The sequence below is a fragment of the Symbioplanes lichenis genome (assembly GCF_030709675.1).
In the GTDB taxonomy this organism is placed as follows: Bacteria; Actinomycetota; Actinomycetes; order Mycobacteriales; family Micromonosporaceae; genus Actinoplanes; species Actinoplanes lichenis.
In genome coordinates, this window is record NZ_JAUZQD010000007.1 from 155,959 (window position 1) to 182,005 (window position 26,047).

The 26,047-nt window shown below is 70.5% G+C and carries 20 protein-coding genes and 1 riboswitch; of the genes, 11 read left to right on the forward strand and 9 right to left on the reverse strand.

The window, feature by feature from the left end:
• Positions 1-24: 24 nt before the first annotated feature.
• On the reverse strand, positions 25-375 hold the full coding sequence (locus RAN62_RS41160; protein ID WP_369077179.1) for a hypothetical protein: 351 nt from the start codon (positions 373-375) through the stop codon (positions 25-27).
• Between RAN62_RS41160 and RAN62_RS18295 the strand changes: the two genes are divergently transcribed.
• From RAN62_RS18295 to RAN62_RS18315, 5 genes are all read left to right on the forward strand, one after another.
• Positions 272-1,570, forward strand: coding sequence for a sulfatase family protein (locus RAN62_RS18295; protein WP_369077177.1), 1,299 nt, complete (start codon positions 272-274; stop codon positions 1,568-1,570). The genes RAN62_RS41160 and RAN62_RS18295 overlap by 104 nt on opposite strands.
• On the forward strand, positions 1,567-2,565 hold the full coding sequence (locus RAN62_RS18300) for a formylglycine-generating enzyme family protein (RefSeq protein ID WP_498371879.1): 999 nt from the start codon (positions 1,567-1,569) through the stop codon (positions 2,563-2,565). Before RAN62_RS18295 ends, RAN62_RS18300 begins: the two co-directional genes overlap by 4 nt.
• Positions 2,566-2,782: 217 nt before the next feature.
• Positions 2,783-4,996 (forward strand): family 43 glycosylhydrolase, encoded by a 2,214-nt coding sequence (locus tag RAN62_RS18305; RefSeq protein ID WP_305785891.1) that lies wholly within the window; start codon positions 2,783-2,785, stop codon positions 4,994-4,996.
• Positions 4,997-5,121: 125 nt separating this feature from the next.
• Positions 5,122-8,094: a discoidin domain-containing protein gene (locus RAN62_RS18310; protein WP_305785892.1), complete on the forward strand. Its 2,973-nt coding sequence runs from the start codon at positions 5,122-5,124 to the stop codon at positions 8,092-8,094.
• A 64-nt stretch (positions 8,095-8,158) separates the two neighbouring features.
• Positions 8,159-9,811, forward strand: coding sequence for a methyl-accepting chemotaxis protein (locus RAN62_RS18315; RefSeq protein ID WP_305785893.1), 1,653 nt, complete (start codon positions 8,159-8,161; stop codon positions 9,809-9,811).
• A 52-nt stretch (positions 9,812-9,863) separates the two neighbouring features.
• Here the strand turns inward: RAN62_RS18315 and erm are convergent, their stop codons facing one another.
• Positions 9,864-10,625 (reverse strand): ErmE/ErmH/ErmO/ErmR family 23S rRNA (adenine(2058)-N(6))-methyltransferase, encoded by a 762-nt coding sequence (gene erm, locus RAN62_RS18320; RefSeq protein WP_305785894.1) that lies wholly within the window; start codon positions 10,623-10,625, stop codon positions 9,864-9,866.
• A gap of 339 nt (positions 10,626-10,964) precedes the next feature.
• Between erm and RAN62_RS18325 the strand changes: the two genes are divergently transcribed.
• The 3 genes from RAN62_RS18325 (at position 10,965) to RAN62_RS18335 (ending at position 14,476) form a co-directional block, all read left to right on the forward strand.
• A complete protein-coding gene (locus RAN62_RS18325) occupies positions 10,965-12,239 on the forward strand; it encodes an AAA family ATPase (RefSeq protein ID WP_305785895.1) in 1,275 nt (424 codons plus the stop codon).
• Positions 12,236-12,856, forward strand: a complete 621-nt coding sequence (locus RAN62_RS18330) for an RloB family protein (RefSeq protein ID WP_305785896.1) — start codon at positions 12,236-12,238, stop codon at positions 12,854-12,856. Before RAN62_RS18325 ends, RAN62_RS18330 begins: the two co-directional genes overlap by 4 nt.
• 83 nt (positions 12,857-12,939) lie before the next feature.
• Positions 12,940-13,032, forward strand: a riboswitch (ZMP/ZTP riboswitch).
• A 19-nt stretch (positions 13,033-13,051) separates the two neighbouring features.
• Positions 13,052-14,476 carry a glycine hydroxymethyltransferase gene (locus tag RAN62_RS18335; protein WP_305785897.1) on the forward strand — a complete coding sequence of 475 codons (1,425 nt, stop codon included), beginning with the start codon at positions 13,052-13,054 and terminating at the stop codon, positions 14,474-14,476.
• Positions 14,477-14,618: 142 nt separating this feature from the next.
• Here RAN62_RS18335 and RAN62_RS18340 read toward each other — a convergent pair whose 3' ends face one another.
• Positions 14,619-15,221 carry a TetR/AcrR family transcriptional regulator gene (locus RAN62_RS18340; RefSeq protein WP_305785898.1) on the reverse strand — a complete coding sequence of 201 codons (603 nt, stop codon included), beginning with the start codon at positions 15,219-15,221 and terminating at the stop codon, positions 14,619-14,621.
• A 55-nt stretch (positions 15,222-15,276) separates the two neighbouring features.
• On the opposite strand from RAN62_RS18340, the gene RAN62_RS18345 reads away from it, so the two are divergent.
• Both RAN62_RS18345 and RAN62_RS18350 read left to right on the forward strand, forming a co-directional pair.
• The gene (locus tag RAN62_RS18345; protein ID WP_305785899.1) at positions 15,277-16,722 is read left to right on the forward strand and encodes an MDR family MFS transporter; all 1,446 of its coding nucleotides are present in this window, start codon (positions 15,277-15,279) and stop codon (positions 16,720-16,722) included.
• Between the two features lie 37 nt (positions 16,723-16,759).
• Positions 16,760-18,214: an alpha/beta fold hydrolase gene (locus tag RAN62_RS18350; protein WP_305785900.1), complete on the forward strand. Its 1,455-nt coding sequence runs from the start codon at positions 16,760-16,762 to the stop codon at positions 18,212-18,214.
• 16 nt (positions 18,215-18,230) lie between these two features.
• Here the strand turns inward: RAN62_RS18350 and RAN62_RS18355 are convergent, their stop codons facing one another.
• The 4 genes from RAN62_RS18355 to RAN62_RS18370 form a co-directional block, all read right to left on the reverse strand.
• Positions 18,231-19,025 carry an ATP-binding cassette domain-containing protein gene (locus tag RAN62_RS18355; RefSeq protein WP_305785901.1) on the reverse strand — a complete coding sequence of 265 codons (795 nt, stop codon included), beginning with the start codon at positions 19,023-19,025 and terminating at the stop codon, positions 18,231-18,233.
• The gene (locus RAN62_RS18360) at positions 19,022-20,038 is read right to left on the reverse strand and encodes an ABC transporter permease (RefSeq protein WP_305785902.1); all 1,017 of its coding nucleotides are present in this window, start codon (positions 20,036-20,038) and stop codon (positions 19,022-19,024) included. Before RAN62_RS18360 ends, RAN62_RS18355 begins: the two co-directional genes overlap by 4 nt.
• A 1-nt stretch (position 20,039) precedes the next feature.
• Entirely contained in the window at positions 20,040-21,062 is a 1,023-nt protein-coding gene (locus RAN62_RS18365; RefSeq protein WP_305785903.1) for a sugar ABC transporter substrate-binding protein, read from the reverse strand.
• Positions 21,063-21,175: 113 nt separating this feature from the next.
• Positions 21,176-23,374 (reverse strand): discoidin domain-containing protein, encoded by a 2,199-nt coding sequence (locus RAN62_RS18370; RefSeq protein ID WP_305785904.1) that lies wholly within the window; start codon positions 23,372-23,374, stop codon positions 21,176-21,178.
• Between the two features lie 294 nt (positions 23,375-23,668).
• Between RAN62_RS18370 and RAN62_RS18375 the strand changes: the two genes are divergently transcribed.
• A complete protein-coding gene (locus tag RAN62_RS18375) occupies positions 23,669-24,178 on the forward strand; it encodes a metallophosphoesterase family protein (protein WP_305785905.1) in 510 nt (169 codons plus the stop codon).
• Between the two features lie 53 nt (positions 24,179-24,231).
• Here RAN62_RS18375 and RAN62_RS18380 read toward each other — a convergent pair whose 3' ends face one another.
• A complete protein-coding gene (locus RAN62_RS18380) occupies positions 24,232-24,930 on the reverse strand; it encodes a quinone oxidoreductase family protein (protein WP_305785906.1) in 699 nt (232 codons plus the stop codon).
• Positions 24,931-24,937: 7 nt separating this feature from the next.
• Complete coding sequence (locus tag RAN62_RS18385) at positions 24,938-25,996, reverse strand: L-dopachrome tautomerase-related protein (protein WP_305785907.1); 1,059 nt, start codon at positions 25,994-25,996, stop codon at positions 24,938-24,940.
• Positions 25,997-26,047 lie beyond the last annotated feature (51 nt).

Genomic DNA, 26,047 nt, shown 5'->3' on the forward strand with positions numbered 1-26,047 from the left:
CATCGCGATGATCCTCACGGATGATCACGCGGCGCACGCGATCTCGGCGTACGGCTCGGCGTTCGCTTCCTCCCCGGATGCGGCGCCGCAGGTCGCTTCCTCGGATGCGGCGCCGCGCGTTGCTTCCTTGGATGCGGCGTCGCGCGTTGCTTCCTTGGATGTGGCGTCGCGCGTTGCTTCCTTGGATGTGGCGTCGCGCGTTGCTTCCTTGGATGTGGCGTCGCGCGTTGCTTCTCTGAATGCGACGCCGCGCATCGACGAGATCGCGGCGCTGGGCCGCCGCTTCGACAACTGTTTCGCGACCAACTCGCTGTGCTCGCCGAGCCGGGCCAGCATCCTCACCGGTACGTACAGCCACGTCAACGGCGTGACCACGCTCGTGACACCCATCGACGCGGCCCAGCCGACCTTCGTCTCGCTGCTCAAAGGGGCCGGCTACCGCACCGCGATGGTCGGCAAGTGGCACATGGGCGAGGGCCCGGGGCACGACCCGCAGCACTTCGACTACTGGGACGTCCTGATCGACCAGGGCGAGTACAACGACCCGCAACTCCTCTCGGCCGACGGTCTGCGCGTCGAGCCCGGCTACACCACCGACGTACTCACCGACCTGGCCCTGACCTGGCTCGACAGTCTCGACGGCGACGATCCGTGGTGCCTGCTGCTCTATCACAAGGCCCCGCACCGGCCCTGGGTCCCGCATCCCCGGCACGCCGGGCTCTTCGACGACGAGATCCCGGTGCCGCCGACGTTCGACGACGACTACGCGACCCGGAGCTCGTCGGCGCGCCGGGCCGCCATGCGCATCGCCGAGCACCTCACGCAGGAGGACCTCAAAGAGGATCCGCCCGCCGGTCTGTCGTACGAGGAAGAAGCGCTCTGGAAGTACCAGCGCTTCATGCAGGACTATCTGCGCTGCGTGACCGCCGTGGACGAGAGCGTCGGCCGCGTCATCGACCACCTGCGGGCGCGGGGCGAGTTTGCCGACACCCTGCTCATGTACGCCTCCGACCAGGGCTTCTTCCTCGGCGACCACGGCTGGTTCGACAAGCGCTTCATGTACGAGGAATCGCTGCGCATGCCGCTCCTCCTCAGCTACCCGCGCCGGCTCCCTGCGGGCGAGCCGTTCACCGGCATCGTCACCAACGTCGACTGGGCCCAGACGATCCTCGCCGCGGCCGGCGTCGAGCCGCACCCGCGCATGCAGGGCCGCAGCTTCTGGCCCGACCTGCTCGGCACGCCCGAAGCCCCACCGGCGGACGGCATGTACTACCGCTACTGGGAGCACGACGACGTCTTCCACAAGGCGCCGGCGCACTACGGGTACCGCACCGACCGCTACAAGCTGATCTACTTCTACAACGACGGGCTCGGGCTGCCCGGCACCGGACCGTTCACCTACCCCGGCGAATGGGAGCTCTACGACCTCGCCGAGGACCCGCGCGAGCTGCGCAACGTCTACCACGATCCGGCCTATGCGCCGATCGTCGCCGATCTCACCCGGCGCCTGGCCGCGGAGCAGGCGCGGTTGCTCGACAAGCCGCACCCCTCGCAGGGGCGGTCCGCATGAGCTCCTGCTGCTCGCCCTCCTCCGGCCGCCCAACGCCGCTCGTCTCGCCCGCGCTGCCTGTCTCGCCCGCGCCGCCTGTCTCATCCGCGCTGCTTGTCTCGCCCGCTCCGATCACCGCGCCGGTTTCGGTTGTGTCGTCCCTTTCGACCACGGGCCGGCACGGCATCGACCAGGCCACGATCCCTCCGCAGACCTTCGTGATGGGCGACGCCCAGGAGGACGGCGCGCGCCCCGACGGCGAGACGCCGCTGCATCCCGTACGGCTGCGGGGCTTCGCCATCGATGTCACCACCGTGACCGTCGAAGCCTTCCGGGCCTTCGTCGAAGCGACGGGTTATCGCACCGAGGCCGAGCGCTTCGGCTGGTCCGCCGTCTTCCACCTCGCCGTGTCCGATCCCGATCGTGTCGTGGGGCGGATGCAGGGCACGCCCTGGTGGCTCGGGGTCGAAGGCGCCGACTGGGCGCACCCGGACGGCCCCTCCTCGGTGGCCCGCGACGACCACCCCGTGGTCCACGTGAGCTGGAACGACGCCCGGGCCTACTGCACGTGGGCGGGCCGGCGCCTGCCCACCGAGGCGGAATGGGAGTGCGCGGCCCGCGGCGGCCTCGCCGGAAAACGCTATCCGTGGGGTGACGACCTGCCGGAGGAATGGCGGATCAACATCTGGCAGGGCGACTTCCCGGTGGACAACACGGCCGAGGACGGCTGGCTGACCACGGCGCCCGTCCGCTCGTACGCCCCCAATGGTTTCGGTCTTTTCCAGCCCGTCGGCAACGTCTGGGAATGGTGTGCCGACTGGTTCTCCCCGGCCTATTACCGCCAGTCCCCGGTGGACGACCCACGAGGCCCGTCCCTCGGCGCCGCCCGCGTGATCCGCGGCGGCTCCTACCTGTGCCACGACTCCTACTGCAATCGCTATCGCAACGCGGCCCGCTCCTCGAACACCCCCGACTCCTCGACCGGCAACACAGGATTCCGCACAGTAGCCCCCTAGACACCCCAAGTTCCGTTGTCCACTACTTAGTTGTCCACACTCGAGTTGTGGGCAATCGAATTGCGAGCCATCAAGTCCCGAGCCATCAAGTTGCGGGCAATTGAGTTGTGGACAATCAAGTTGTGGGCAATTCAATGGTGCGCAATTGGTTGGCGCACACGATTGTGGAGGACACGCACGGATGCGTAAGACCCCCGCTCTCCTATCTTTGATCATGGTGGCCGCCGGCCTCACGGCTGCCACCCCGTCCAGCCCCGTCGCGGCCGCCCCGAAGGCCGCGACCTACACCAACCCGGTCAGCGCCGGAACCGTCGACACCTTCCCCGATCCCGCGACGATCAAAGCGAAGGACGGCAAGTGGTACGCGTACGGCACCACGAATCCGATCTTCTACAGCTCGGGCGAGCGCGGCGAGCACATTCTGCCGATCCTCAGCTCGACCGACCTGACCCATTGGACTTACGCGGGTGATGTCTTCGCCCTGACCGCCAAGCCGGCGTGGTGGCCCGCCGCCGCCCGTCAATGGGCGCCGGACATCCGCTATGTCGACGGCGAGTACCACCTGACGTATTCGCTGTCGGTCGGCGGGATCGGGCTCGCCACCAGCCCGGGTCCCGCGGGGCCGTGGACCGACCGTGGGCAGATCGTGCCGAACGGCGGCGGCTGCCCGAGCGGCACCATCGACCAGGCGATGTTCACCGACACCGACGGGTCGCACTACCTCTACTGGGGCAGCTACGACACGATCTGCGTGGCGCGGATGAACGCGGACGCCACCGCGATCACCGGCGCCGTCACGACGATCGCGCGCGGGCGCCGGGCCGAGGGCGGCTTCGTGGTGCACCGCGGCGGCTACTACTACCTCTTCTATTCCGACGGCGGCTGCTGCGACGGGGCCTTCAGCGGGTACGTGACCAAGGTCGGCCGGGCGACGTCGCCGACGGGCCCGTTCTTGAGCCCGGGCGGGCTGAACCTGCTCGACGACACCAGCAAGGACGGCATCGTCGTCGCGGCGAGTGGCAACGGCTGGGTGGGCCCGGGGCACAACTCGATCGCCACCGATCTCGCCGGGCAGGACTGGCTGGTCTACCACGGCATCGCCGAGACGGACCCGGACTTCGGCCCGATCACCGGCGCGAACGGCGCGACGCTCAACCTCACCCGCCGGCCGCTGCTGATCGACCGGCTGGACTGGATCGGCGGCTGGCCCGTCGTCAACGCCGGCGCCGGCCCCTCGGCGACCCCGCAGACCGCCCCGGTCACCACGTGGACGGTCGGCAGCACCTTCGCCTCGGCCGCCGGCTTCGGCCGGAACTGGTCACTGACCGACGGCCACCTCGCCACCCCCCGCCCCTCCACTGTGCTCAGCGATCAGGCCGTCTCCGGCGACGTACGGGTCGAAGGCGACGTACGCGGCACCGCCGCCGGCATCGTCCTCGCGTACCAGTCGTCGTCGAAGCAAATCGCGGCCTGGCTGGACAGTTCGACGCGGCGGCTGGTCGTCTCCGTGGGCGGTCGGCAGACCTCGGCGGCGTTGCCGGCGACGTTCGACTACGGCTCGTGGCATACGATCGTCGCGGAGAAGCGCGGCCGGGAGCTGCACGTCGAAGTCTCGGCGGACCGGTTGCACGACGCCGTGGCCACCGTGGACCTGACCGTGCCCGCGGGCTACCCGACCGGCCGGATCGGGGCTGTGTCGAAGTCCGGGGCGGCCGACGTCGACAACCTCGGAGCAGCGCCGCTCCACCGTCCAGTGACGCAGAAGGTCACCGATCCCCGGCTCGGTGCCCAGCTCGCCGCGTACTCGGACGAATTCGACGGCACCGCGCTCGGCGCGGGCTGGACCTGGGTGCGCGGCAATCCCGGCGCGACCGTCTCCGGGGGCTCGCTGGTGTGGCCCACCCAGGCCAAGGAGCTCTATCTCGGCGACAACTCGGCGTCCGTGCTGACCCGCGACGTGCCGCCGGCCGACTTCGTGGTCGAAACCAAACTGACCTTCGACGGTACGCGCGGCAACCAGCAGGCCGGTCTGCTGCTCTACGAGACGGACGACAAGTTCGTGAAGCTGGTGCACTCGGTCCTGCCGCTGACCACCTACGGGGCGCCGGCCGTCCAGCAGACCACCGAGTTCACCAAGGAGCACACCCGCGTCTCGACCGGGGCGACCTTTGCCGGTCCCATGTTCGGTGGCCCGGCGACGCCCACCGAGTGGCTGCGGCTGGCCTATCACTACGACGCGGCGACCAACAGCAACGACGTCCGGATGGCCTCCAGCACGGACGGCGTCACGTGGGAGTGGGGCGGCGCCTGGTCGTTCCCGCGCGGCGGGCCGCTGAAGCTCGGACTGGTGTCGATGAACACAGCCGGGGCGACGGGCACGTTCGATTACGTCCGCACGTATGCCGCGACGAACCCGCTGACCGGCTGCTGACGAGTGGTGCGCCGGGCCGGCTCGCCCAAGGGGAGAGGCGAGCCGGTCGGCGTTTCGCCGATTTGACAGGCTTTGGGCGTACAGCGAAAGCTTTGCAGGGCATCCGCACCCCTCGGAGGTCACCCTTGCTGCCGCTGTCGCGCCGCCAATTGCTCACGCTGGCCGGGCTGAGCAGCGCCTTCGTGGCCCTCCCGGGGATGCCCGCGCGGGCCGCCGCCAAGCCGCTCGGCCCGGTGGCGGCGATCTATCGCCGGGTGCTGCTGCTGCACACGCGCTGGGTCGAGGAGCAGTGGGATCCCACGATCAGGGCATACAACGGCGCCGATTTCCGCTTCGTCTCCGTGCTCGGCAACGCGGTCGTGCTCGGCATGGAGGAATACGATCCCGCGCTCGCCGGCGTCGAGAAGACGATCCTCCGCGCGCACACGGTCGCCACGATCCGGCACTATGCCGCCACCAACCGGCTGGCCGGCGGGTCGGGCTGGGGGCGGCAGCTCTTCTGGGACTCGACGTTCGAGCTCTATTTCGTCCTCGCCGCCCGCCTGCTCTGGGATCAGCTCGACGCCGGGACCCAGGCCGCGGTGCAGGCCATCGCGGTCGGTCAGGCCGCTTATGCGTACGGGCTGGGCGCGGGCGACGACCCGATGAGCGGCGACTGGTCCCCGCGGGGCACCGCCGGCGGTTACGAGGACGACACCAAGCTGGAGGAGATGGGCGTCTACGCGCAGGCGCTCGCCCCGGGCGTGGCCTGGGCCGGGGCCGGCGACCCGGCGGGGGAGTGGCGCAAGCGCCTCGTCCAGTGGGCGGCCAACGCGAGTGGTCTCCCGGCCGCCGACCGGGCCAACCCCGCGGTCGTCGACGGTGAGCGCCTCGACCGCCTGATGACCGCGCACAACCTGCACGGCTCGTTCGTGGTGGAGAACCACGACGCGGTCAACCCGCACTATCAGGCCGAGCTGTGGCGCACGGCCGGCCGCGCCGCGATCCACTTCATGGTCGCCGGGCGCCCGCTGCCCGAGGTGCTCACCCGCCAGCCGAACGGCGCGCAGCTCTGGCGCACTCTGCGCCTGCTGGCCAGCGACGCCGGCGAGCCGGTCATGCCGATGGTCACCGACCGCTACCACCTCTACGGGCGCGACGTGCTGCCGCTCGCCTTCCTCGCCCAGGTCCAGGGCGACCGCGACGCGGCGCGCGCCGAGGCGGACCTGGCGGCCCGGCTCGAGCCCTACACGCGCTACGCCCCCGAGTTCCGGCTCACGAAGTTCAGCGGCGAGGAGAAGTACGAGCCGGAGGCGCGGGCCGAGGTTGCCATCGCGTACCTCTTCCACCAGCTGCGCGCCGCGCCGGTCGAGCCGGTCACATCGCAGCAGTTCTTCGCCGGCGCCCTCGGCACCCGGGACTTCGGCGCCAAGACGGGCCTGACCGTGCACCAGTCGATGCACGCCTTCGCCGCGGCGTCCGCCAAGGAGGACTTCACGCGGTTCGTGTGGCAGCCGGGGCACGACAACTGGCTCGTCGACGTTCGGCAGCCGGTGTTCCTGCCGCCGGGCGTGACGCCGACCGAGAGCAGCCGCCGGGCGTACTCGAAATGCCGGGACGGGGTCGACGCGACCGCGACCGTGCTCGCGGTGAGCGAGGGCTATGCGGGCTTCACCACGCTGCCCACCGGCACCGTCGTCTATGCGAGCACCGGGCTGCCGGGCGAGGGCGACCTGACGATCTTCAACCTGACCATGCCCGGCGTGCCGGGGCTGGCCGGCACCCGCTCGTTCACGTGGGCGGGCGGCCGGGCCGAGCTGCGCGACGAGATCACCGGCGACCTGTCCTTCGCGCCGCGCGACGCCCGCTACGTGCGGATGCTGGGCCGCGAGCCCGCCACCGAGTACGGCTACTCCATCTGGACCTTCGCGGTGCTCGACACCGAGGGCGCCGACCTGGCCCAGGGCGCGATGCCCGTCGCCTCCTCGGAGAACATGTGGTACCCGGCGCGCAACGCGACCGACGGCGACCCGGACACCCGCTGGGCCGTGGCCACCGAGGAGCGCGGCCGCGGGGACAGCTGGCTCGCGGTCGACCTCGGCTCGCCCGTGCGGGTCGCCGGGGTGCGCATCACGTGGGAGGCCGCGGTCGCCAAGAGCTTCGTCATCCAGACCTCGACCGACGCCGTCACCTGGACCGACGCCGTGGCCGTCCCGACCACGCGCACGGCCTCGCGCTGGGTCGGCATCGACGGCCGGGCGGGCGTGGTCACCCATGGCGGCTCCGGCACGATCACCGTCACGGCGACCGGGATCACCGCTCCCGCGCCGCTGATCGAGGGCTATCCGGGCGCGCGGAAAGACCTGGCCCGGGCCGCCGCCCGCCGCATGCCGGCCGCCGCCGGGCTCACGGTCAGTGACGCCGACGGCTATCTCAGCGTTTTCAACCTCACGCCCGACGCGGTCGAGGGTGCCGTGGTGACGCTGCCGTCGCGGAAGCGGCTCTATCGCGGCCGGCAGGTCGTGACCGCGCGCGGGCTGGAGCTGCCGGTGAGCCTGGGCGGCGGGTCGGCCCTGGTCGAGCCGCCGCGCTTCGTGGTGGAGGGCGAGCCGCCGGCCGGCACCGCCTTCACCGTCGCCGACTCGCACCGGGTGGTCGTCGAAGCGCCCGCCGCCCGGTCCGCCGTGGTCCGGCTGGGCACGGCCACCTGGTCGCGCAAGGTGAAGGTGCCCGCCGGAGGGAAACGGACGGTGACTGTCCCCGGCGTGCCAATCACGCCGACGGCCGACCTGGCCCGCGGCCGCACGACCTTTCCGACCTCGCCCCTGCCCGCCGGCATGACGGCGCCGGACCGCGCGGTCGACGGCAACCCGCGCACCGCCTGGCGCCCCGGGCCGGCCGGGCGCATGGTCGTCGATCTCGCCCGGGTGGTCACGGTCGCGAAGGCGCAGCTGACGTGGGGTAAGGGGCGCCGACGGCCGTACCGGATCGAGGTCTCGCGCGACGGCCGCACCTATGCCGCCCTCCCGGGCGCCGGAGCCCCCGCCCGCTATGTCGCGGTCGTCGTCGACGGGTGGCGTCCGGGCGACGCCGAACTGGTGGAGTTCGCCGTGCTTTGACGATTTGCCTCAGTTGTCCCGCTCCGGGCGCGATTATTTCTGCGTACCGTCAAGTGGAGGCACCGTGCCCAAGTCCCAGCTGAACGAGCCCGTTCAGGTCACCGTCCGTCGCAACCCACTCCTCGGCTGGCTCGCCGACCGCAAGCTGGCCGCCAAGACCGGCATGGCGGCGACCGCCATGGGCATCGTCGCCCTGCTCGTGGGGCTGCTCGCCCTGAGCCAGGTCAGCGAGCTGAGCAAGGACCTGGCCACGATGAAGTCCGACCACGTCGACAGCCTCCAGCAGGTCGCCGAGATGCGGGCCGGCATGGGCGAGATGTACCGCGGCATGCTGGTCTACGAGATCGCCACCAACGACACGGAGAAGAAGAACGCGATCGCCACGACGGAGACCGCGGACCAGAAGGTCGAGGCGGCCGTCGCGGCGTACCGCGGGATCGCCGCCGAGTCGCCGGACCGCCTGGCCGTCCTCACCTCGTTCGAGGACGCGTTCAAGCACTACGGCGCCCTGCGCAACACGATCCTCTTCGGCCAGCCGCTGGCGGCCGGCTACACCATGCCGGCGGCCGACGCGGTGGGCGCCGAGTTCGACACCATCGAAGCCGACATGAACAACGCGGTCGCCGGCCTGCAGAAGGCCGAGGACACCGCCGCCGACGCGCTCGCCGCCAAGGCCGCCGACCAGGCCTCCGGCTCGCGCATGTTCATCATCGTGGCGCTCATCGCCGGCATCGCTCTGGCCGCCGCGCTGACCGTCTTCGTCATCGAGGTCATCAAGCGCCAGCTGGCCACGGTCGCCACCGCCCTCGGCGCGGTCGCCGAGAACGACCTCACCGTCGGCGCCGACGTCCGCTCCCGCGACGAGCTGGGCCGCATGGCCGTCGCCGTCAACCGCGCCCGCGACGGCCTGCGCGGCACGGTCGCCCAGCTCACCACCGGCGCCCAGGACCTCGGCGCCAGCACCAGCCGCCTCACCGGCGTCACCGCCCGCATCGGCGAGAGCGCCCGCGAGGCCGCCGCCCAGGCCGGTCTGGTCGCCGCGGCCGCCGGCGACGTCTCCGGCTCGGTCCAGTCCGTCGCCGCGGGCAGCGACCAGATGGGCGCCTCCATCCGCGAGATCGCCCAGAACGCCAACGACGCCGCCCAGGTCGCCTCGAGCGCCGTCGGCGTCGCCCAGAGCACCAACGAGACCGTCGCCAAGCTGGGCACCTCGTCCGCCGAGATCGGCGACGTGGTCAAGGTGATCACGGCCATCGCCGAGCAGACCAACCTGCTCGCCCTCAACGCCACCATCGAGGCGGCCCGGGCCGGCGAGGCGGGCAAGGGCTTCGCCGTCGTGGCCTCCGAGGTCAAGGATCTCGCCCAGGAGACGGCCAAGGCCACCGAGGACATCTCCCGCCGCGTCGAGACCATCCAGGCCGACACCTCCAGCGCCGTCGAGGCCATCGGCGAGATCTCCCAGATCATCCAGCGCATCAACGACTACCAGGTCACCATCGCCTCCGCCGTCGAGGAGCAGACCGCCACCACCGGCGAGATGAGCCGCAGCATCGGCGAGGCCGCCGGCAGCAGCTCCACCATCGCCGCCAACATCAACGGCGTCGCCCAGAGCGCCGAGGCCACCAGCAGCACCCTGATCGAGGCCGACGACGCCGTGGGCCAGCTCAACCGGGTGGCCACGGACCTGCGTACGGTGGCGGAGCGCTTCCGCGTCTGAGCTGTCCCTTGAGCGCCGGCGGCGCCGAGCCTTCGGGCTCGGCGCCGCCTTTTCATCGCGTCAGGAGCCTGTAGAGGGTCAGCCATTGCTCGGGCCACACGTGGCCGACGGGCAGGTCGCGGGCGAGCCGGGTGGAGCGGAAGGCGGCGTCCACCCGGCGGGCACCGAAGCGGCGCGTCATCGTGGCGTGCAGGGAGCCGCCCGTACCGGTGAAGCCGAGATCGACGAAGTCCTGCCAGCGGTCCTGGTCCCGGACCAGGGGCGCCGGGCGGTTCTCGAGACGGAGGATGCCGCCGTCGACCGCGGGCACCGGACGGAAAGCGGTGCGCGGGACCCGGCCCACGAGACGCCAGCCGGTGCGCGGCCAGGTGCGGATGGTGAGCCGGGACCAGCGACCGTAGTCGCCTGTGCGCTTCCGGGCGTACTCCAGCTGGGTCAGCAGGGTGGCCGAGGTGAGCATGGGCGCGCCGAGACACCACTCGACAACAGCCGCCGTCAGCGCATAGGGCACGTTGCCGGCGACGGCGAAGGGCTCGTGCGGCGGTTCCGCGGCGAGGAAGTCCTCCGCGCGTACCGTGAGCCCGGGCCGCCGCGGCAGGGCCGCCGCCATCGCCGGATCCACCTCGAAGGCGACCACGTGCCGCGCCCGCCGCACCAGGCCGGCGGTCAGGCTGCCCCGCCCGGCCCCCACCTCCAGCACAAGATCGCCGCGCCCCACGCCGGTCGCCGTGAGGAAGGCGCGGATCGCCGCCGGGTCGGAAAGAAAATTCTGGCCGTACGCACGCCGCGCGCGCACATGCTCGGAGAAAGCCATGACGAAGTCCTGTCAGCCGCACCGGAGCACGGACAGGCGTCAGCGCGGCCCGTCCGTGTGAGGACACGAGGGGCCCAGGGCGGCCACGCGACCGGAAATCGTCAGGCGGCGAGGCGGCTCAGGGCGTGACGCCCCGGCGGCACCGAACCGAGAAGAAGGCCGGCGCGAACGCCACGCAGCTCGAACACATGCCCGCGACCCTACGTACGGGTCGCCGCCTTGTCGCGCCATTTACCAGGGGCCCGGAAGGTCCTCAAGCTGCGGACAAAGCTCCTCTGCGGTCATTTCTTGACGAGATTGGGAGTTTGAGCGCGCCCTTCGTGCAGGTAGAATGAGGCCGTGCTCGTCCGATTCGAGGTTTCCAACTTCCGGTCGATCGCTGCGCCCGTCGAGCTGTCCATGGTTGCCGTCGACCGTGATCGCGAGCAAGCGCGCGATCTGCCTCAGCTGGGCGAAAGCCTTCTGACCCTGGCTGCCGTCTACGGGCCGAACGCCTCCGGCAAGTCCAACATCGTGAGCGCCCTCGCGTGGCTGCGCGACGCGGTCCACGACTCGTTGCGGATGTGGGAGGACAGCGTCCCGCTCGATCCGTTCGCCTTCGGTTCCGGGCCGAGTTCACCTAGTGGATTCGTCTTCGAGGCGGCGATCGACGGTGTCCGCTTCGAGTATGTGCTCGAGCTGACCCAGGAGAAGATCGATTACGAGGGCCTGTTCCACTACCCGGAGAAGAAGCGCCGGCGCATCTTCGAGCGTGATGACCTGGAGCTCAAGCTGCAGCGCGGTCTCGGCGCGCTGTCCGGCGTCCGTGAGCTGCTCACTGAGCAGACGTTGGCGCTCTCGGTGGCCAGACGGTTCAACGAGCCGCTGGTGAGTCGTTTCGCCACGGAGCTGCTGACCATGCAAACCTTCGGGCTGGAGTCCCAGCGCGGCCGGTCCCGCTACCCTCGCACGCTGCCTCGTCCGGGCCGGGCGACGATGCGCTGGTTCGAGGAGGCCGCTGAGCAGCCGTCGCTTCTGGCGGAGTCCGACGTCGACGGGGACAAAGAACGAGCCTTGGCCATGCTGCGGCTGGCGGACCTCGGCATCGAGGACGTCTTGATCGATGATGAGCGTGCCGCCTTCCCCTCCCTGTCGGAGAACCCGAGCGTGCGGCGGCTGAGGCTGGTCCACCGGGCCGGAGGATCGACCGCACCACTCGATTACCACGCGGAGTCCCAAGGAACGAGGACCTGGTTCGACCTCATCGGGCCGGTGCTGACTGCCTTGCGGCAGGGCTCCATCGTCGTCTTCGACGAGCTGGACGCCAGCTTGCATCCCACGCTCTCGGCCGAGCTGCTGCGGATCTTCGGCAGTGCCGTGCTCAACCCCCGGGGAGCGCAACTCATCTTCACCACGCACGACACCAGCCTGCTCAGTCATTTGAACAGAGACGAAGTCTGGCTCACCGAGAAACACAGGGATGGCTCGACCCGGCTCGGAGCCTTGGCCGAGTTCGCCGGCGAACGGGTTCGCCGGTCTCAAAACCTCGAGAAGGCCTATCTGCACGGCCGCTTCGGGGCGCTGCCAGAGGTCGACGACACTGAGTTTCTGCAAGCGCTCGGCCTGATCGGATGAGCGCGACCCGGCAGCGACGCGGTGGCAAGCCGTTGAAACGCGTCACTGCCCGGCGCGCGGAGAGGCGAACCATCGTCGTCTTCTGCGAGGGCAGCAAGTCGGAGCCGGCTTACGTCAACGGAGTGCGCAGGCTTCCGGGAGTCACGGCGAACACCGCCATGACCATCGTGGTCGACCCGATCCAGGGCACACCGGTCACACTCGTCGAGGCGGCGATCCGGAAGTCGCAGGACGACGAGGTCGACGAGTGCTGGTGTCTCTTCGACGTCGAATGGCCTCTCAATCACCCACGCCTGGCCGAGGCCGTCGACCTGGCGACCAGGAACGGTATCCATCTGGCGATCTCGAATCCGTGTTTCGAGCTCTGGCTGCTCCTGCACCATCAGGACTGGAGCAGATTCGAGAACACCGACGTGGTGGAAAGAGCCAGCCGAGCCCTGGAGAAGCGAAAGGGCAAAAGCATCGACGCCGCCTTCTACCTCCCACATCGGCAGGAAGCGGTCCGGCGGGCCGTTGTCCTGGAGCAGCGGCACTCGAGGTCCGGAACGACGCTGCCCGACGACAATCCGTCGTCCGGGATGCACAAGTTCCTGGCCGCGGTCGAGCGACCTCGCTGATCGTGCCGGTCGACGGCGAGGGCGGCGGGCAATTGGCCCGGGGATCATCGATGTGACCGGTGGGGCGGGCGCCGGTATGCTTGCTCGCAGGCCGTGACTGGCGTGATCGGATGGACCAACCATCGGGGAGCGGCCGCACCCGTGAGGGTGACCTGCCGCGCGCCTGGGCCTCATCACCTGTGATAGGGAGGTCCGATGTCCGATCTCAACGCCGAATCGACCGCATTCCGCGCCGCGCTCGACGCCGTGCGTGCCGTCGAGCCGCGCATCGCCGACGCGATCGCCAAGGAGCTGCACGACCAGCGCGAGTCGCTCAAGCTGATCGCCTCCGAGAATTATGCGTCCCCCGCCGTGCTGCTCGCGATGGGCAACTGGCTCTCCGACAAGTATGCGGAGGGCACGATCGGCCGCCGCTTCTACGCCGGCTGCCAGAATGTCGACACCGTCGAGTCGGTCGCCGTCGAGCACGCGAAGGCGCTGTTCGGCGCGGAGTACGCCTATGTGCAGCCGCACTCGGGCATCGACGCCAACCTCGTGGCCTACTGGGCGATCCTGGCCGACCGGGTCGAGGTGCCCTATCTCAAAAAGTTCGAGAAGCGCCAGGTCAACGACCTGTCCGACGCCGAGTGGGCCGAGCTGCGGGCCGCGTTCGGCAACCAGCGGATGCTGGGCATGAGCCTGGACGCCGGCGGTCACCTCACGCACGGCTTCCGGCCCAACATCTCCGGCAAAATGTTCGACCAGCGCTCGTACGGCGTTGACGCGGCCACCGGTCAGATCGACTATGCGGCGCTGCGCGAGACGGCCAAGGAGTTCAAGCCGGCCGTGATCGTGGGCGGCTATTCGGCGTACCCCCGCAAGGTGAACTTCGCCACGATGCGTGAGATCGCCGACGAGGTCGGCGCGACGTTCATGGTCGACATGGCGCACTTCGCGGGTCTGGTCGCGGGCAAGGTGTTCACGGGCGACTTCAACCCGATCGCACACGCCCACATCGTGACGACCACCACCCACAAGAGCCTGCGCGGCCCGCGCGGCGGCGCGGTGTTCGCCGGCCCCGAGCTCGCCGACCAGGTCGACCGCGGCTGCCCGATGGTCCTCGGCGGCCCGCTCGCGCACGTCATGGCGGCCAAGGCGATCGCGTTCGCGGAGGCCCGGCGCCCCGAGTTCGCCGACTACGCGCAGCGCATCGTCGCCAACAGCCAGGCGCTCGCCGAGGGGCTCAAGCAGCGCGGCGCCACCCTGGTCAGCGGGGGCACGGACAACCACCTCGTGCTGATCGACGTCGACAAGTACGGCCTGACCGGCCGGCAGGCGGAGCAGGCGCTGCTCGACAGCGGCATCGTCACCAACCGCAACGCGATCCCGGCCGACCCCAACGGCGCGTGGTACACGTCCGGCATCCGGATCGGCACGCCCGCGCTCACGACCCGCGGGCTCGGCGTGGCGGAGATGGACCAGATCGCGGAGCTCATGCACACCGTGCTCGGCCAGACGAAGGCCGGCGCCAGCAAGGCGAAGTTCGACCTCGACCCGGCGGTCAGCGACGGCGTCAGCAAGGCGGCGAACGAGCTGCTCGGCGGCTTCCCGCTCTACCCGAGCGTGGACCTGGGCGCCTGACCCGGCGTTTGACCCTCGCGCACCATCACGGATGCCGTCCAGCCCGAAAGGGCCGGGCGGCATCCGTCTGCCCGGCCGCGACAAGGCCCGCCCGGCCAGGCCGGCCGCCACAAGGACGCCGGCCGCGACAAGGCCCGTGCGGCTACGCCGGCCGCGGACGGACCAGCGGCAGGAAGATGTCGTCGACGATTTCCACGACGGCCGCCTCCGAGAGCGGCTGCAGCGTCACCATGATGTCGTGCCGGTAGAGGTCGAACGGCAGGTTCGCGATCCGCGGCGTCAGCCGGTCCGGGTCCAGCTCGCCCCGCGCCGCCGCCCGGTCGTAGATCTCCTGCACGGTCGGCCCGGACTCCTCCCGTACGATGCTGCGCCGCAGGTCGGCAATGGTCTGGCCGGTCTCCGCATAGAACGCGCCCAAGTGCACGCTGAGCATCGCGGCGAACTGTGACCGCGTCTCGTTGAAGTCGAGCAGCATGGCGATGAGGTCGCCGCGCAGGCTGCCGGTGTCCGGGACGGTCCGGACCACGGTACGCACGGCGTGCGTGATCGCCGCCTGCGCCAGCTCGTCCCGGGTCGGCCAGCGCCGGTAGAGCACCGCCCGGCTCGTCCCCGCCCGTTGCGCCACCGCGTCGATCGTGAACGCGCCGTACCCGTGGTCGTTGAGCTCGTCCCACGCCGCGTCGAGCAGCGCGTTCTCCAGTTCCTGACCTCGTCGCCGCCCGGGCTTGCCATCCGTAGGAGTCACGGGTGTATCTTATCGCTGAGCCAATAAGAAACACTCGTGTATCTAAGGAGTGGTCGTGGACAAGCTCGACCCGGTCGTCAAACGCACCGCCACAGCCCTGATCACCGGCGCCCTCGCGGTCGTCTTCGACAGCACGATCGTCAGCGTCGCGTTGCAGGCGCTCGCCGACGACCTCGACGCGAGCGTGGCGACGATCCAGTGGGTGAGTACGGCGTACCTGCTGGCGCTCTTCGTCACGATCCCGGTCGCGGGCTGGGCGCAGCACCGCTTCGGCGGCAAGCGGCTCTGGCTCGTGAGCCTCGGCATCTTCCTGGCGGGCTCGGTCCTGTGCAGCCTGGCCTGGGACGCGCCGAGCCTGATCGCCTTCCGCGTGGTGCAGGGCCTCGGCGGCGGCCTGATGCTGCCGCTGATGACGACGATGCTGATGCAGGCGGCCGCCGGGCGCTCCCTCGGCCGGCTCATGGCCGTGGTCAGTCTGCCCGTGATGGCCGGCCCGGTGCTCGGCCCGGTGCTCGGCGGCGTGATCCTCAACCAGCTCGACTGGCCCTGGCTCTTCTGGGTCAACGTGCCGTTCTGCGTCGCCGGCATCATCCTCGCGGTCCGCCTGCTGCCGGCCGACGGCCCCCGCACCCCGGCCCGCCTTGATGTGCCGGGCCTCGCGCTGGTCGTCCCCGGCGTCATTGCCATCCTGTACGCCCTCACGAACGTCACCAGCCCCGGCGGCTTCGAACGCGTCGACGTCCTCCTGCCGCTGACCGGCGGCGTGGCACTGCTCGTGGCCTTCGTCGCCTGGGCCGTCCGCCGCGCCGGCGACGCCCTCGTCGACGTCCGCCTGCTCCGCCACCGCCCGCTCGCCTCGGCGTCGGTCCTGATGTTCCTCTCCGGCGCCGCCCTCTACGGCGCGATGCTGCTGCTCCCGCTCTTCTACCAGCAGGTACGCGGCGCGGACGCCCTCGCGGCCGGCCTCATGCTCGTCCCCCAGGGCGTCGGCACCTTGCTCAGCCGCTCGCTGGCCGGCCGCTTCACCGACCGCCTCGGCCCCCGCGTCGTCTCAGCCGCCGGCTTCGCCCTGGTCGCCCTCTCCACCGTGCCCTTCGCCTTCTCGGACACCGCCTCGAACACCTGGCTCCTCGCCGCCGTCCTCCTCCTCCGCGGCGCCGGGCTGGGCGCCGTCATGATCCCCTTGATGAGCGCGGCCTTCGTCGGCCTCGACCGCCCCGAAGTGCCGCACGCCAGCATCATCACCCGGGTCGCCCAGCAGCTCGGCGGCTCCTTCGGCGTGGCCGTCCTCGCCGTCATCCTGCACGGCGCCGCCCAGGACACGACCGGCCCGGCCGCCGCCTTCCAGGAAAGCTTCTGGTGGGCCGTCGGCTTCACCGCCTTCGCGGTCCTCGTCTCCTTGCTCCTGCCCGGCCGCCCCGAGCCGGAGCCCGCGCCCGAACCCGAGGCGCAGCCGGCAGCGGTGGGGGCAGCCCTACCACGGATCGGCGGGTCTGCGTGATCGTGCGGTAAGGGTGGCGATTCCTAGGGTTCTCCTCATGAAGAAGCTGCTCTGGATGACAACCGCGGTCGCCGCCGCTGCCACCGGCACGGTGCTGGCACTACCGGGAGCCGAAGCGGCGACGACCGCCGTCCATTGGGGAGCGTGCCCGGTGACCCCGGCGGATCCACGGCAGGAATGCGGGACGGTGCGGGTGCCCCTGGACTACCGGCACCCGGCCGGACGGCAGATCTCCCTCGCCGTCTCGCGGATCCCGGCCGCCGACCCGGCCAAGCGCCGGGGCGTGCTCCTGGTGAACCCCGGTGGGCCCGGCGGGGAGGGGCTCACCTTCCGCTTGGCCGGGAGCAAGGCGGTGCTGGACGCGTACGACCAGATCGGTTTCGACCCTCGCGGCGTCGGCCACAGCGCGCCGGTCACGTGTGGCTTCACGGCCGAGGAGATGCTGCCGCCCCAGCCCTATCCGGCGGCGGACGGCTCGATCGCGCGCAACGTGACGTTCGCCCGATCCGCGGCGGCGCGGTGCGAGGCTCGCTCCGGTGACCTGCTGCCCCACGTCACGACCGCCAACACCGCCCGCGACCTCGACCGCATCCGGGCGGCGCTGGGCGAGGCGAAGATCTCCTACTACGGCCTCTCCTACGGGACGTATCTCGGGGCGGCGTACGCGTCGATGTTCCCCGCCCGCACGGACCGCATCGTCCTGGACAGCGCGGTCGACCCGGCCCGCGTCTGGTACGACAGCTTCCGGCTGCAGAGTCAGGGCATCGCGGACCGCTTCCCGGACGCCGCGTCGTATGCCGCCGCGCGAGGCGTGCTGGGCACCACTCCCGCCGCTGTCACACGCGCCTATCTCGCTCTGGCGAGCCGCCTCGACACGGCGACGGCCGGACTCTCGGGCAACGTCTTCCGCTCGGCCAGCACGGCGCTGCTGTCCCAGGACGCCGCGTTGCCCTACCTGACCGACTTCTGGACGGCGGCCGCCGCTCTCGCGGACGGGACGGCCACCCCGGAGCAGTCCTCCACCATCCAGCAGATCCTCGGCATGATCAGCCTCGCGGCCAACACGTCGCCCGGCGTCCCCGCGGACAACGCGCTCGCCGCCGCGTACGCCGTCGTCTGCGGCGATGTCCGATGGCCGCGCGACATCCGGACGTACGCCCGGAACGTCGCCGCCGACCGCAAGGCCCATCCCCTCTCGGCCGGCGCGCCCGCCAACATCTGGCCCTGCGCCTTCTGGCCCGACCCGATCGAGCCGCCCGTCGCCGTCACCGGCCACGGCCCGCGCAACGTGCTGATCCTCCAGAACTTGCGCGATCCGAACACGCCCCTCGCCGGCGGCCGGGGCATGCGCAAGGCCCTCGGCGAGCGCGCGGCCCTGGTCACCGCGAACGCGGGAGGGCACGGCGCCTACGGCACTGCGGCCTGCGCCACGGCGGCGGCCGACACGTTCCTGGCCGCCGGCCACCTCCCGGCCCGCGACCGCACCTGCTGATCCCGCCCCGAGCCGTCTAGGTTCTTGATTTTTCGCTGCGCGTGACCGGCGGCGGGGGCTCGGCGGCGCCGGTCATGATGGCCACCGCTTCGTTCATGCTGTGGGATTCCGGGGTGATGACCGTGGCGCGGCGGCCCAGGCGCTGGATGTGGATGCGGTCGGCGACCTCGAATACGTGGGGCATGTTGTGGCTGATCAGGATCACCGGGAGGCCGCGGTCGCGGACGTCGCGGATGAGTTGCAGGACGCGGTTGCCTTCCTTGACGCCGAGGGCGGCGGTGGGCTCGTCGAGGATGACGACCTTGCTGCCGAAGGCAGCCGAGCGGGCCACCGCCACCGCCTGGCGCTGCCCGCCGGAGAGCGACTCGACCGCCTGGCCGATGTTCTGCAGCGTGCCGATGCCGAGGTCGGACATGTGCTGCTTGGCCTCGCTGCGCATGTGGCCGGTGTCGAGCATGCGGAAGACCGAGCCCAGGATCCCGCGGCGCCGGTGCTCGCGGCCCAGGAACAAGTTGTCGGCGATGTCGAGGCCGGGCGACACGGCGAGCGTCTGGTAGACGGTTTCGATGCCGGCCTCGCGCGCCTCCATGGGGTTGCGGAACTGCACGCGCTGCCCGTCCAGATGGATCTCGCCGCTGTCCGGGATCAGGGCGCCGGAGAGGGCCTTGATCAGGCTGGACTTGCCGGCGCCGTTGTCGCCGATGACCGCGAGGATCTCGCCCGGATAGAGCTCGAGGTCGCCGCTCTCGATGGCGGTGACGCGGCCGTAGCGCTTGGTGAGGCCGCGGGCCTCCAGGACGGGTGTGGTCATGATTTGACCTTCCTGATCCACTGGTCCAGGGAGACGGCGACGAGCACGAGCAGGCCGATGGCGAAGCCCTGCCAGACGACCTCGACCCCGCCGAGCTGGAGGCCGTTGCGGAAGACGCCGACGATCAGCGCGCCGATGAGGGTGCCGAGGACGCCGCCGCGGCCGCCGAAGAGGCTGGTGCCGCCGAGGACCACGGCGGTGATGGAGTCCAGGTTGTACTCGGTGCCCACGTTGGGGCTGGCCGACGCGAGCCGGCCGATGAGGATCCAGCCGCCGACGGCGTAGAGGAGTCCGGCGACCGTGTAGACCGAGAAGAGCACGCGGCCGGTGCGGATGCCGGCGAGCCGGGCGGCTTCCCGGTCGTCGCCCGTCGCGTAGACGTGTTTGCCCCAGGCGGTCGAGCGCAGGGCGTAGAAGAAGAAGCCGAAGAGCAGGAGCATGAGGATCGACCCGTACGTCAGCCGGAAGCTCCCGATCGGGATCGAGTCGCCGGTCCACGTCATGAGGCCGGGCATGTCGGAGCCGCGTACCGTCTCGCTGTTGGAGACGACCGAGTTGAGCGAGAAGAAGATGGTCAGCGTGCCCAGCGTGACGATGAACGGGGGCAGCTTGATCCGCGTCACGAGCACGCCGTTGAGGGCGCCCATCGCCGTGCCGCAGACGAGACCGAGCAGCAGCGCGACGATGCCCGGCATGCCGGCGTCGAAGGCGAAGTTCGCCGCGAGGATCGACGAGAAGACCGCGATCGCGCCCGCCGACAGGTCGATGCCGGCGGTGAGGATCACCAGCGTCTGACCCAGGGCCAGCGTGGCGATGACGGTCACCTGCGCGAGCACCAGCGACAGGTTGGTCGCCGAGAAGAAGCGCACGTTGACGATCGAGAAGGCCACGATCGCGATGACGAGTACGGCCAGCGGCCCGAGCACCGGATTGCCGTGCAGGATGTGCTGCACCCGCTCCGCGGGAGTGTCGTGCCGGGCGACCTCGAAGTCGCCGACCGCCGAAGTCGCCATGTCAGCCCCAGCAATTCTGCAGGCCCCACGCGGAGTCCTTGGCCTCCACGCCGGCTTGCGGGTCGTCGGTGATGAGCTGGACCCCGGTGTCGACGAAGGTCTTGCCGGCGGTGGCCTGCGGCCGGGTGCCGTCCTTCGCGAAGCGCGCGATCGCCTCGATGCCCAGCGCCGCCATCTTCAGCGGGAACTGCATCGAGGTCGCGCCGATGACACCGTTCTTCACGTTGTCGACGCCCGGGCAGCCGCCGTCGACGGAGACGATGGTGACGTCCTTCTCCTTGCCCGCGGACTTGAGCGCCTGATAGGCCCCGGCCGCGGCCGGCTCGTTGATCGTGTAGACCAGGTTGATCGACGGGTCCTTCTGGAGCAGGTTCTCCATCGCGGTCCGCCCGCCGTCCTCGGCCCCGTCGGTGACGTCGTGCCCGGCGATGCGCGGGTCGTTCTCGTCCCCGATCCGGTTCTTGTCGGCGACGTCGATGCCGAAACCCTCGAGAAAACCCTGATCCCGCTGTACGTCCACCGAGACCTGGTTCGCGTTGAGGTCGAGCATCGCTATCTTGGCCTGCGTGCCGGACGAAGCGAACTTCGCCTGGGCCCACTGCCCGATCAGCCGCCCGGCCTGGTAGTTGTCGGTGGCGAACGTGGCGTCGGCGGCGTCCGGCGGGTCGACCGGCGTGTCCAGCGCGATGACGAGCATGCCCTGCTCGTGCGCGCGGTCGATGGACGGCACGATGGCCTTGGAGTCGTTCGGGGTGATGAGGAAGCCCTTGGCGCCGAAGGACATGAGGTTCTCGATCGCGAGCACCTGCGCCTCGTTGTCGCCGTCGATCTTCCCGGCGAAGGACTGCAGCTCGACGCCCTCCTGCCCGGCCGTCTGCTGCGCACCCTTCTTCATCGTCACGAAGAAGGGGTTGGTGTCGGTCTTGGTGATCAGGCCGACCACGTCGTCGCCGGAGCCGCCCTGGCAGGCCGCGGTCGGCAGGATCAGAAGCACCGCGGCCAGCGCGGGCGCCAATCGGGGCATGTCTCCTCCACTTCGCCGGGAAGGACTGCCCCTGTAGTCAACGCCGCGTGTCGATCGACTGTCAACGATGAAAAAGGCCGGCGCCCCGGGCGCCGGCCTTTTCCCTCAACGGTTTACGGGAAGTTGGTGACGGTCACCGGTACGGTCGCCGTGCCCTGCGCCGGGCCGCCGGTGTTGTTGACGACGTGGTCGATCACGCCGTTGCCGCCCAGCGACACGGTGAAGACGTTGTGCAGCTTCACGCCGCTGTTCACCGGCACCTCGAAGCCCCGGTCCGAGTGCACCTGCGGGTTGACGTTGAAGTAGCAGTAGCTGCCCATCGCCCACGCCTCGTGGCTGGTCACGCTGTCGGCGACCTTGTACGCGGCGTAGCCGTTGGCGCCCGACCGCCACGCGGCGTTGGACGGCGGGTCGTACGGCTGCTCGTTCTGCAGGAAGTACGTGCGGCCGCCGTTGCCGTTCCAGACGACCTCGTACTTCTGGTAGTGCTCGACGAAGAGCCCGTACGCCGTGACGTTCTGACCGTTGACGATCAGCCCGCTGTCGGCGGTGTTGATCGTCCAGCCGTAGGTGCCGGCGTTGCCGTGGTCGGCGCGCCACGCCCAGATGTGGTCGATGATCGTGTTGTTGCTGTTGACCAGCAGGCTGTTGGTGGCCTTGCCGGCGATCGAGCCGCCGATCCGGAAGAACACGTCCTGGACGGTCGTCGGGTTGGCCGCGTGGTTCGCGCTGCTTCCACTCGGCCCGATGACGAGCAGGTTCGCCGAGTTCGTGGTGCCGGCGTCGAAGAGCAGACCGGCGATCTTCACGCCGTCCACGTCGGCCACCTGCATCGGCGTGACGCCGTTGTCCGGGATGATCGTCGCGTAGCCGAGACCGAGCACGACCGTGTTGGCCCGGGTCACGTTGATCGTCTGGTTCACGTGGTAGATGCCCGGCTGGAAGATCAGGTTGAGACCCTGCGCCAGCGCCTGGTTGATCGTCGCGGCCGAGTCACCCGGCTTGGCGACGTAGAACTGCGTGAGCGGGAGGCTCGTACCCGGCGTGTTCCCGTTCGCCCAGGTCACGCCGCTCGCGTTCGACTGCAGGTTGGGTACGAAGACCGCGTACTGCCCGTTCGCCTGATAGAGGTACGGCTTCTCGCGGATGACCGGCGCGGTGCCGATCGTCGTGTACGGCGGGTTGGGGAAGCTCGACGCCGGGGCGCCCTGCACGCCGACGAACGTCTGGTTCCACACCGCGTTGAGGCTCGACCCGATGGTGCTGTTGCGGGTGAACCACTGCTGCTGCGAGTACTGCTGCTCGGAGCCGCTGATGCGGGAGTCCGCGATGTAGCCGCCGGAGGCCCACCCGTACCCGTTGGGGGCGAGGTTGAGGTCGCCGTGGATGTCCATGCGCCGGAACGGGGCGGCCTGCGAGACGGCCCAGCGGTCGGCGCCCGACACGGGGTAGACCGACAGGTTCTCGACCGAGCGCCAGAAGTTCTGGGTGGCGTTGCCCTGGAACCAGCCCGCGTCCACGGTGATGTCGCCGTTGATCCGGGTGTCCTGCGGGTTCTGGCCGAGACCGATCACCGAGGTGTAGAAGCCGACCTGGATGTTCAGCCCGTTGTAGGTGCCCGGCTTGAACGCCAGGACGTAGCGCTGCGGGCCGAACTGGTTCGACTCCTGCTGGCGGAAGATCGTGTCGGCCTGGCTCTGGATCGAGGCGGACGACATCGACGGGTCGAACGTGATGACGTTCGCGCCGAGGCTGCCACCCCCGTTCGACGGCGGTGGCGTGGTCGGGTCGGTGGACGGGGTGCCCCCGAAGACCTTGAATTCCCAGAGCGAATATCCGTACGCGGTGGCGCGCTCGGTGCCGTACATGCGCACGTAGCGGGCGGTCGCGTTGACCGTCAGGCTCTGCACACCGGCCTGTCCCGCGGTCGCCGGGGTGGCGTCGGTCCAGGTGCTGCCGTTGGCCGAGGTCTGAATCCGGAAGGTCTTCGCGTACGCGGCCTCCCAGTTCAGCTCGACCCGGTTGATCGCCGAGCTGGCGCCCAGGTCGACCTGCAGCCACGACGGGTCGGCGAAGCCGGAGGCCCAGCGCGTGCCGGTGTTGCCGTCGACGGCGGCCTCGGCCGGGAAGGCGCCCTGGTTCTCGTAGGAGGACGCGGTCACCGGCTTGCCCTGCGACAACAGTGTCTCGGCGGCGTGCGCGCTGAGCGTGGTGGCGGCGCCGAAGCCGGCGACGACCGCGACGACGAGGCCGGCGGTGGCGCCGAGACGCCACCGCCTTCGCGGCCGCGCCGGGGTGATGGGGACGGTCATGACATCTCCTCTGCGGGAGGTCGGGACGCGTGGGGTTGCGCGTCCGCCGGGGAGCCGGGGAAGCTCCACGGGGAAACGATCTTTGGAGAGCGCTTCCCCGCGTCTGGACGCTAAGTTCGGTTACATCGATGTGTCAAAGGTTCCGTAACTCGATGACCATCGAAATCCCGGAACCGGTTCCGAGGCGCCCACGCTGAGCTGCCCGATAACAGTTCTCCGCGCCGGGCCGCCTCGCCCGAATCGGCTGCCGCCAGCAGGACGGGCCTTCCCGGCATACCGCCTACAGTGGTCCGTATGCGGCTGCTCCTGACCACCGACACCCACGTCCCGAAACGCGCCCGAGACCTCCCCGAAGCACTGTGGGCCGCGGTCGCCGAGGCAGACGTGGTCGTCCACGCCGGCGACTGGGTCGACGTGACTTTGCTCGACACGCTGGAGTCGCGAGCCCGCCGCCTGATCGCCTGCTACGGCAACAACGACGGCCCGGCCCTCCGAGCCCGCCTCCCCCTCGTGGCCCGAGCAACCCTCGACGGCCTCCGCCTCGCCGTCGTCCACGAAACCGGCGACGCCAAGGGCCGCGAAGCCCGCTGCGCCGCCGCCTACCCCGACACCGACCTGCTGGTCTTCGGCCACTCCCACATCCCCTGGGACACCACCACCCCGACCGGCCTCCGCCTCCTCAACCCCGGCAGCCCCACCGACCGCCGCCGCCAGCCCCACTGCACCTACATGACGGCCACCATCGAGACCGGCACGCTGGCCGAGGTCACCCTGCACAGGCTGCCGCTACGGGTCGGTCGCTGACCCCGGACGGCAGCCGGGTGGCCGCGCCGCCTTCGGGCGGGTGGCGCTTCCCATTACGGGCGCAGGACGACCTTGCCCAGGTTCTGCCGGCTTTCGAGGATGTCGTGGGCGCGGGCGGCGTCGGTCAGTGGGAGTTCGGCGTGGATGGCGGGGCGGAGCTGACCAGACTCGGCCAGCTTCCATAGCTCGCGCTCGTGGGTTGCGTACAGGTTGGGGTGCGTGGCGGCGAAGTGGCGCATTGCCAGGCCGGTCACTGTTTTGGCGCCGGCCAGGAGGTCGGGGGCCGCGATCGTGCCGCCGCCGGAGCTCGCCCGCGCCCGGGCCAGCTGGACGGCGAGGTGTCCGACCCCACTGGCCGCCGCGGTGATCAGGACGGATTCGCCCGCCGCGAGGGAGTCCAGGGCGGCCAGCGCCACGTGCCCGCTGCGGACCAGCGCCACGGCGGTCACCGCGGCACCCGGCGGAATCGGGCTGGTCACCGCGGCCGGGGCGACGACCACGTCCTGGTACGACCCGGTGAACGGCAGCGTCACCACCTGGTCCCCGAGGGCGTAGCCGGTCACTCCCGGCCCGAGCCCGATCACCGTCCCCGCGACTTCACCCCCGAGGACGCCCGGGCCGCCGCGGCGGGACATGCGGACGACCGGCAGCGTGACGCCGATAGCTGCCGGGCGGATCAGGAACTCACCCTCGGCCGGCGCCGGCTCGGGGATCTGCTCGATGGTGAGGGTGTCGAGGCGTACGCGTCGCATCGCCCACTTATGTCAGGCGGACCGGCCCGGCGTCGATCGGAAATCGGAACAGCGCGTACGGGTACTCCCGCTCGTCCGCCCCGCCCGTGTACTTGGCCTGCCGGTGCAGCTGGTTGGCCGTCACGTAGACGTACCCGTCGGCCACGGACATCGTGTCGGGCCAGAGCAGGCGTGGGTCCTGCACCAGGGTTTCGAGCGTGCCGTCCGTCGCGCGGCGGAGCAGCGCCTTCCGCTCGGGGCTCGTCAGATAGAGCCGACCCTGGTCGTCCGTCTCCAGCCCGTCGGAGATGCCGCCCTTGTCGCCCTCGTCGCGCACGGTCAGGGCGACCTCGTCGTCCGAGGCCTCGCGGTTGCAGAGCGCGCCGGCGTCGACGCTGTACCAGCGGCGGGACTGCAGGGGGCAGTACCAGAGGCGGGAGCCGTCGGCGGCGATCGCGATGCCGTCCGCGCCCATCGTCACCGGCTGGGGCGTGGGGCCGGAGCGGTCCAGGAACGGGCGGTCCTCGACGGAGGGGCGCAGGGACAGGTCGGCCTTGGTCGACGGGTGGTCGTGCAGGCGCCGCCAGGCCGTGCCGCTGTCGAGGTCGACCACGATGATGCCGTTGGGGCCCTGGTCGGCGGAGTCGGTGATGAAGGCGGCGTTGCGGCGCAGGTCGAAGCGCACGTCGTTGAGGTAGGTCGTCGGCAGGGCGGTCCTGGGGTCGAAGACGATCGTGCGCTCGACCGTGTCGGAGGCCAGGTCGATGCAGACCAGTTTGGGCCCGCCGAAGTGGGTCTCCTGGAACATCGGGGAGCCGGTGTCGAGCACCCACAGGCGGTCGGCCGGGTCCACCACGATGCTCTGCACGGAGACGAACGCCTTGGGGTCGTCGTCGCCGGTCGGGCTGTTCCAGGCCTGGTCGGGATAAGGCACGACCTGCCCGTCGCGGATCTCGGCCACGGTGAACGGCACGTCGTCGCCCCACTTGGGGAAGTTGACGAAGACGCGTCCCGTGGCGGACACGCTCACGCCCGTCGGCATGGGGCCGCTGTCGAAGGCGTGCACCGTCTCCAGCTGATCGCTCATCGCCGACGCATACCCCCGGAAATCGAGAGGGAAACGGCTACACGGTTGTGT

What these genes read in the sequence shown, in the direction of transcription:
- RAN62_RS18300 (WP_498371879.1), top strand. Translation starts at nt 1,567, where the DNA reads ATGAGCTCCTGCTGCTCGCCCTCCTCCGGCCGCCCAACGCCGCTCGTC.
- erm (WP_305785894.1), bottom strand. Translation starts at nt 10,625, where the DNA reads ATGGCTTTCTCCGAGCATGTGCGCGCGCGGCGTGCGTACGGCCAGAAT.
- RAN62_RS18330 (WP_305785896.1), top strand. Translation starts at nt 12,236, where the DNA reads ATGAGCGCGACCCGGCAGCGACGCGGTGGCAAGCCGTTGAAACGCGTC.
- RAN62_RS18335 (WP_305785897.1), top strand. Translation starts at nt 13,052, where the DNA reads ATGTCCGATCTCAACGCCGAATCGACCGCATTCCGCGCCGCGCTCGAC.
- RAN62_RS18350 (WP_305785900.1), top strand. Translation starts at nt 16,760, where the DNA reads ATGAAGAAGCTGCTCTGGATGACAACCGCGGTCGCCGCCGCTGCCACC.
- RAN62_RS18355 (WP_305785901.1), bottom strand. Translation starts at nt 19,025, where the DNA reads ATGACCACACCCGTCCTGGAGGCCCGCGGCCTCACCAAGCGCTACGGC.
- RAN62_RS18360 (WP_305785902.1), bottom strand. Translation starts at nt 20,038, where the DNA reads ATGGCGACTTCGGCGGTCGGCGACTTCGAGGTCGCCCGGCACGACACT.
- RAN62_RS18365 (WP_305785903.1), bottom strand. Translation starts at nt 21,062, where the DNA reads ATGCCCCGATTGGCGCCCGCGCTGGCCGCGGTGCTTCTGATCCTGCCG.
- RAN62_RS18370 (WP_305785904.1), bottom strand. Translation starts at nt 23,374, where the DNA reads ATGACCGTCCCCATCACCCCGGCGCGGCCGCGAAGGCGGTGGCGTCTC.
- RAN62_RS18375 (WP_305785905.1), top strand. Translation starts at nt 23,669, where the DNA reads ATGCGGCTGCTCCTGACCACCGACACCCACGTCCCGAAACGCGCCCGA.
- RAN62_RS18380 (WP_305785906.1), bottom strand. Translation starts at nt 24,930, where the DNA reads ATGCGACGCGTACGCCTCGACACCCTCACCATCGAGCAGATCCCCGAG.
- RAN62_RS18385 (WP_305785907.1), bottom strand. Translation starts at nt 25,996, where the DNA reads ATGAGCGATCAGCTGGAGACGGTGCACGCCTTCGACAGCGGCCCCATG.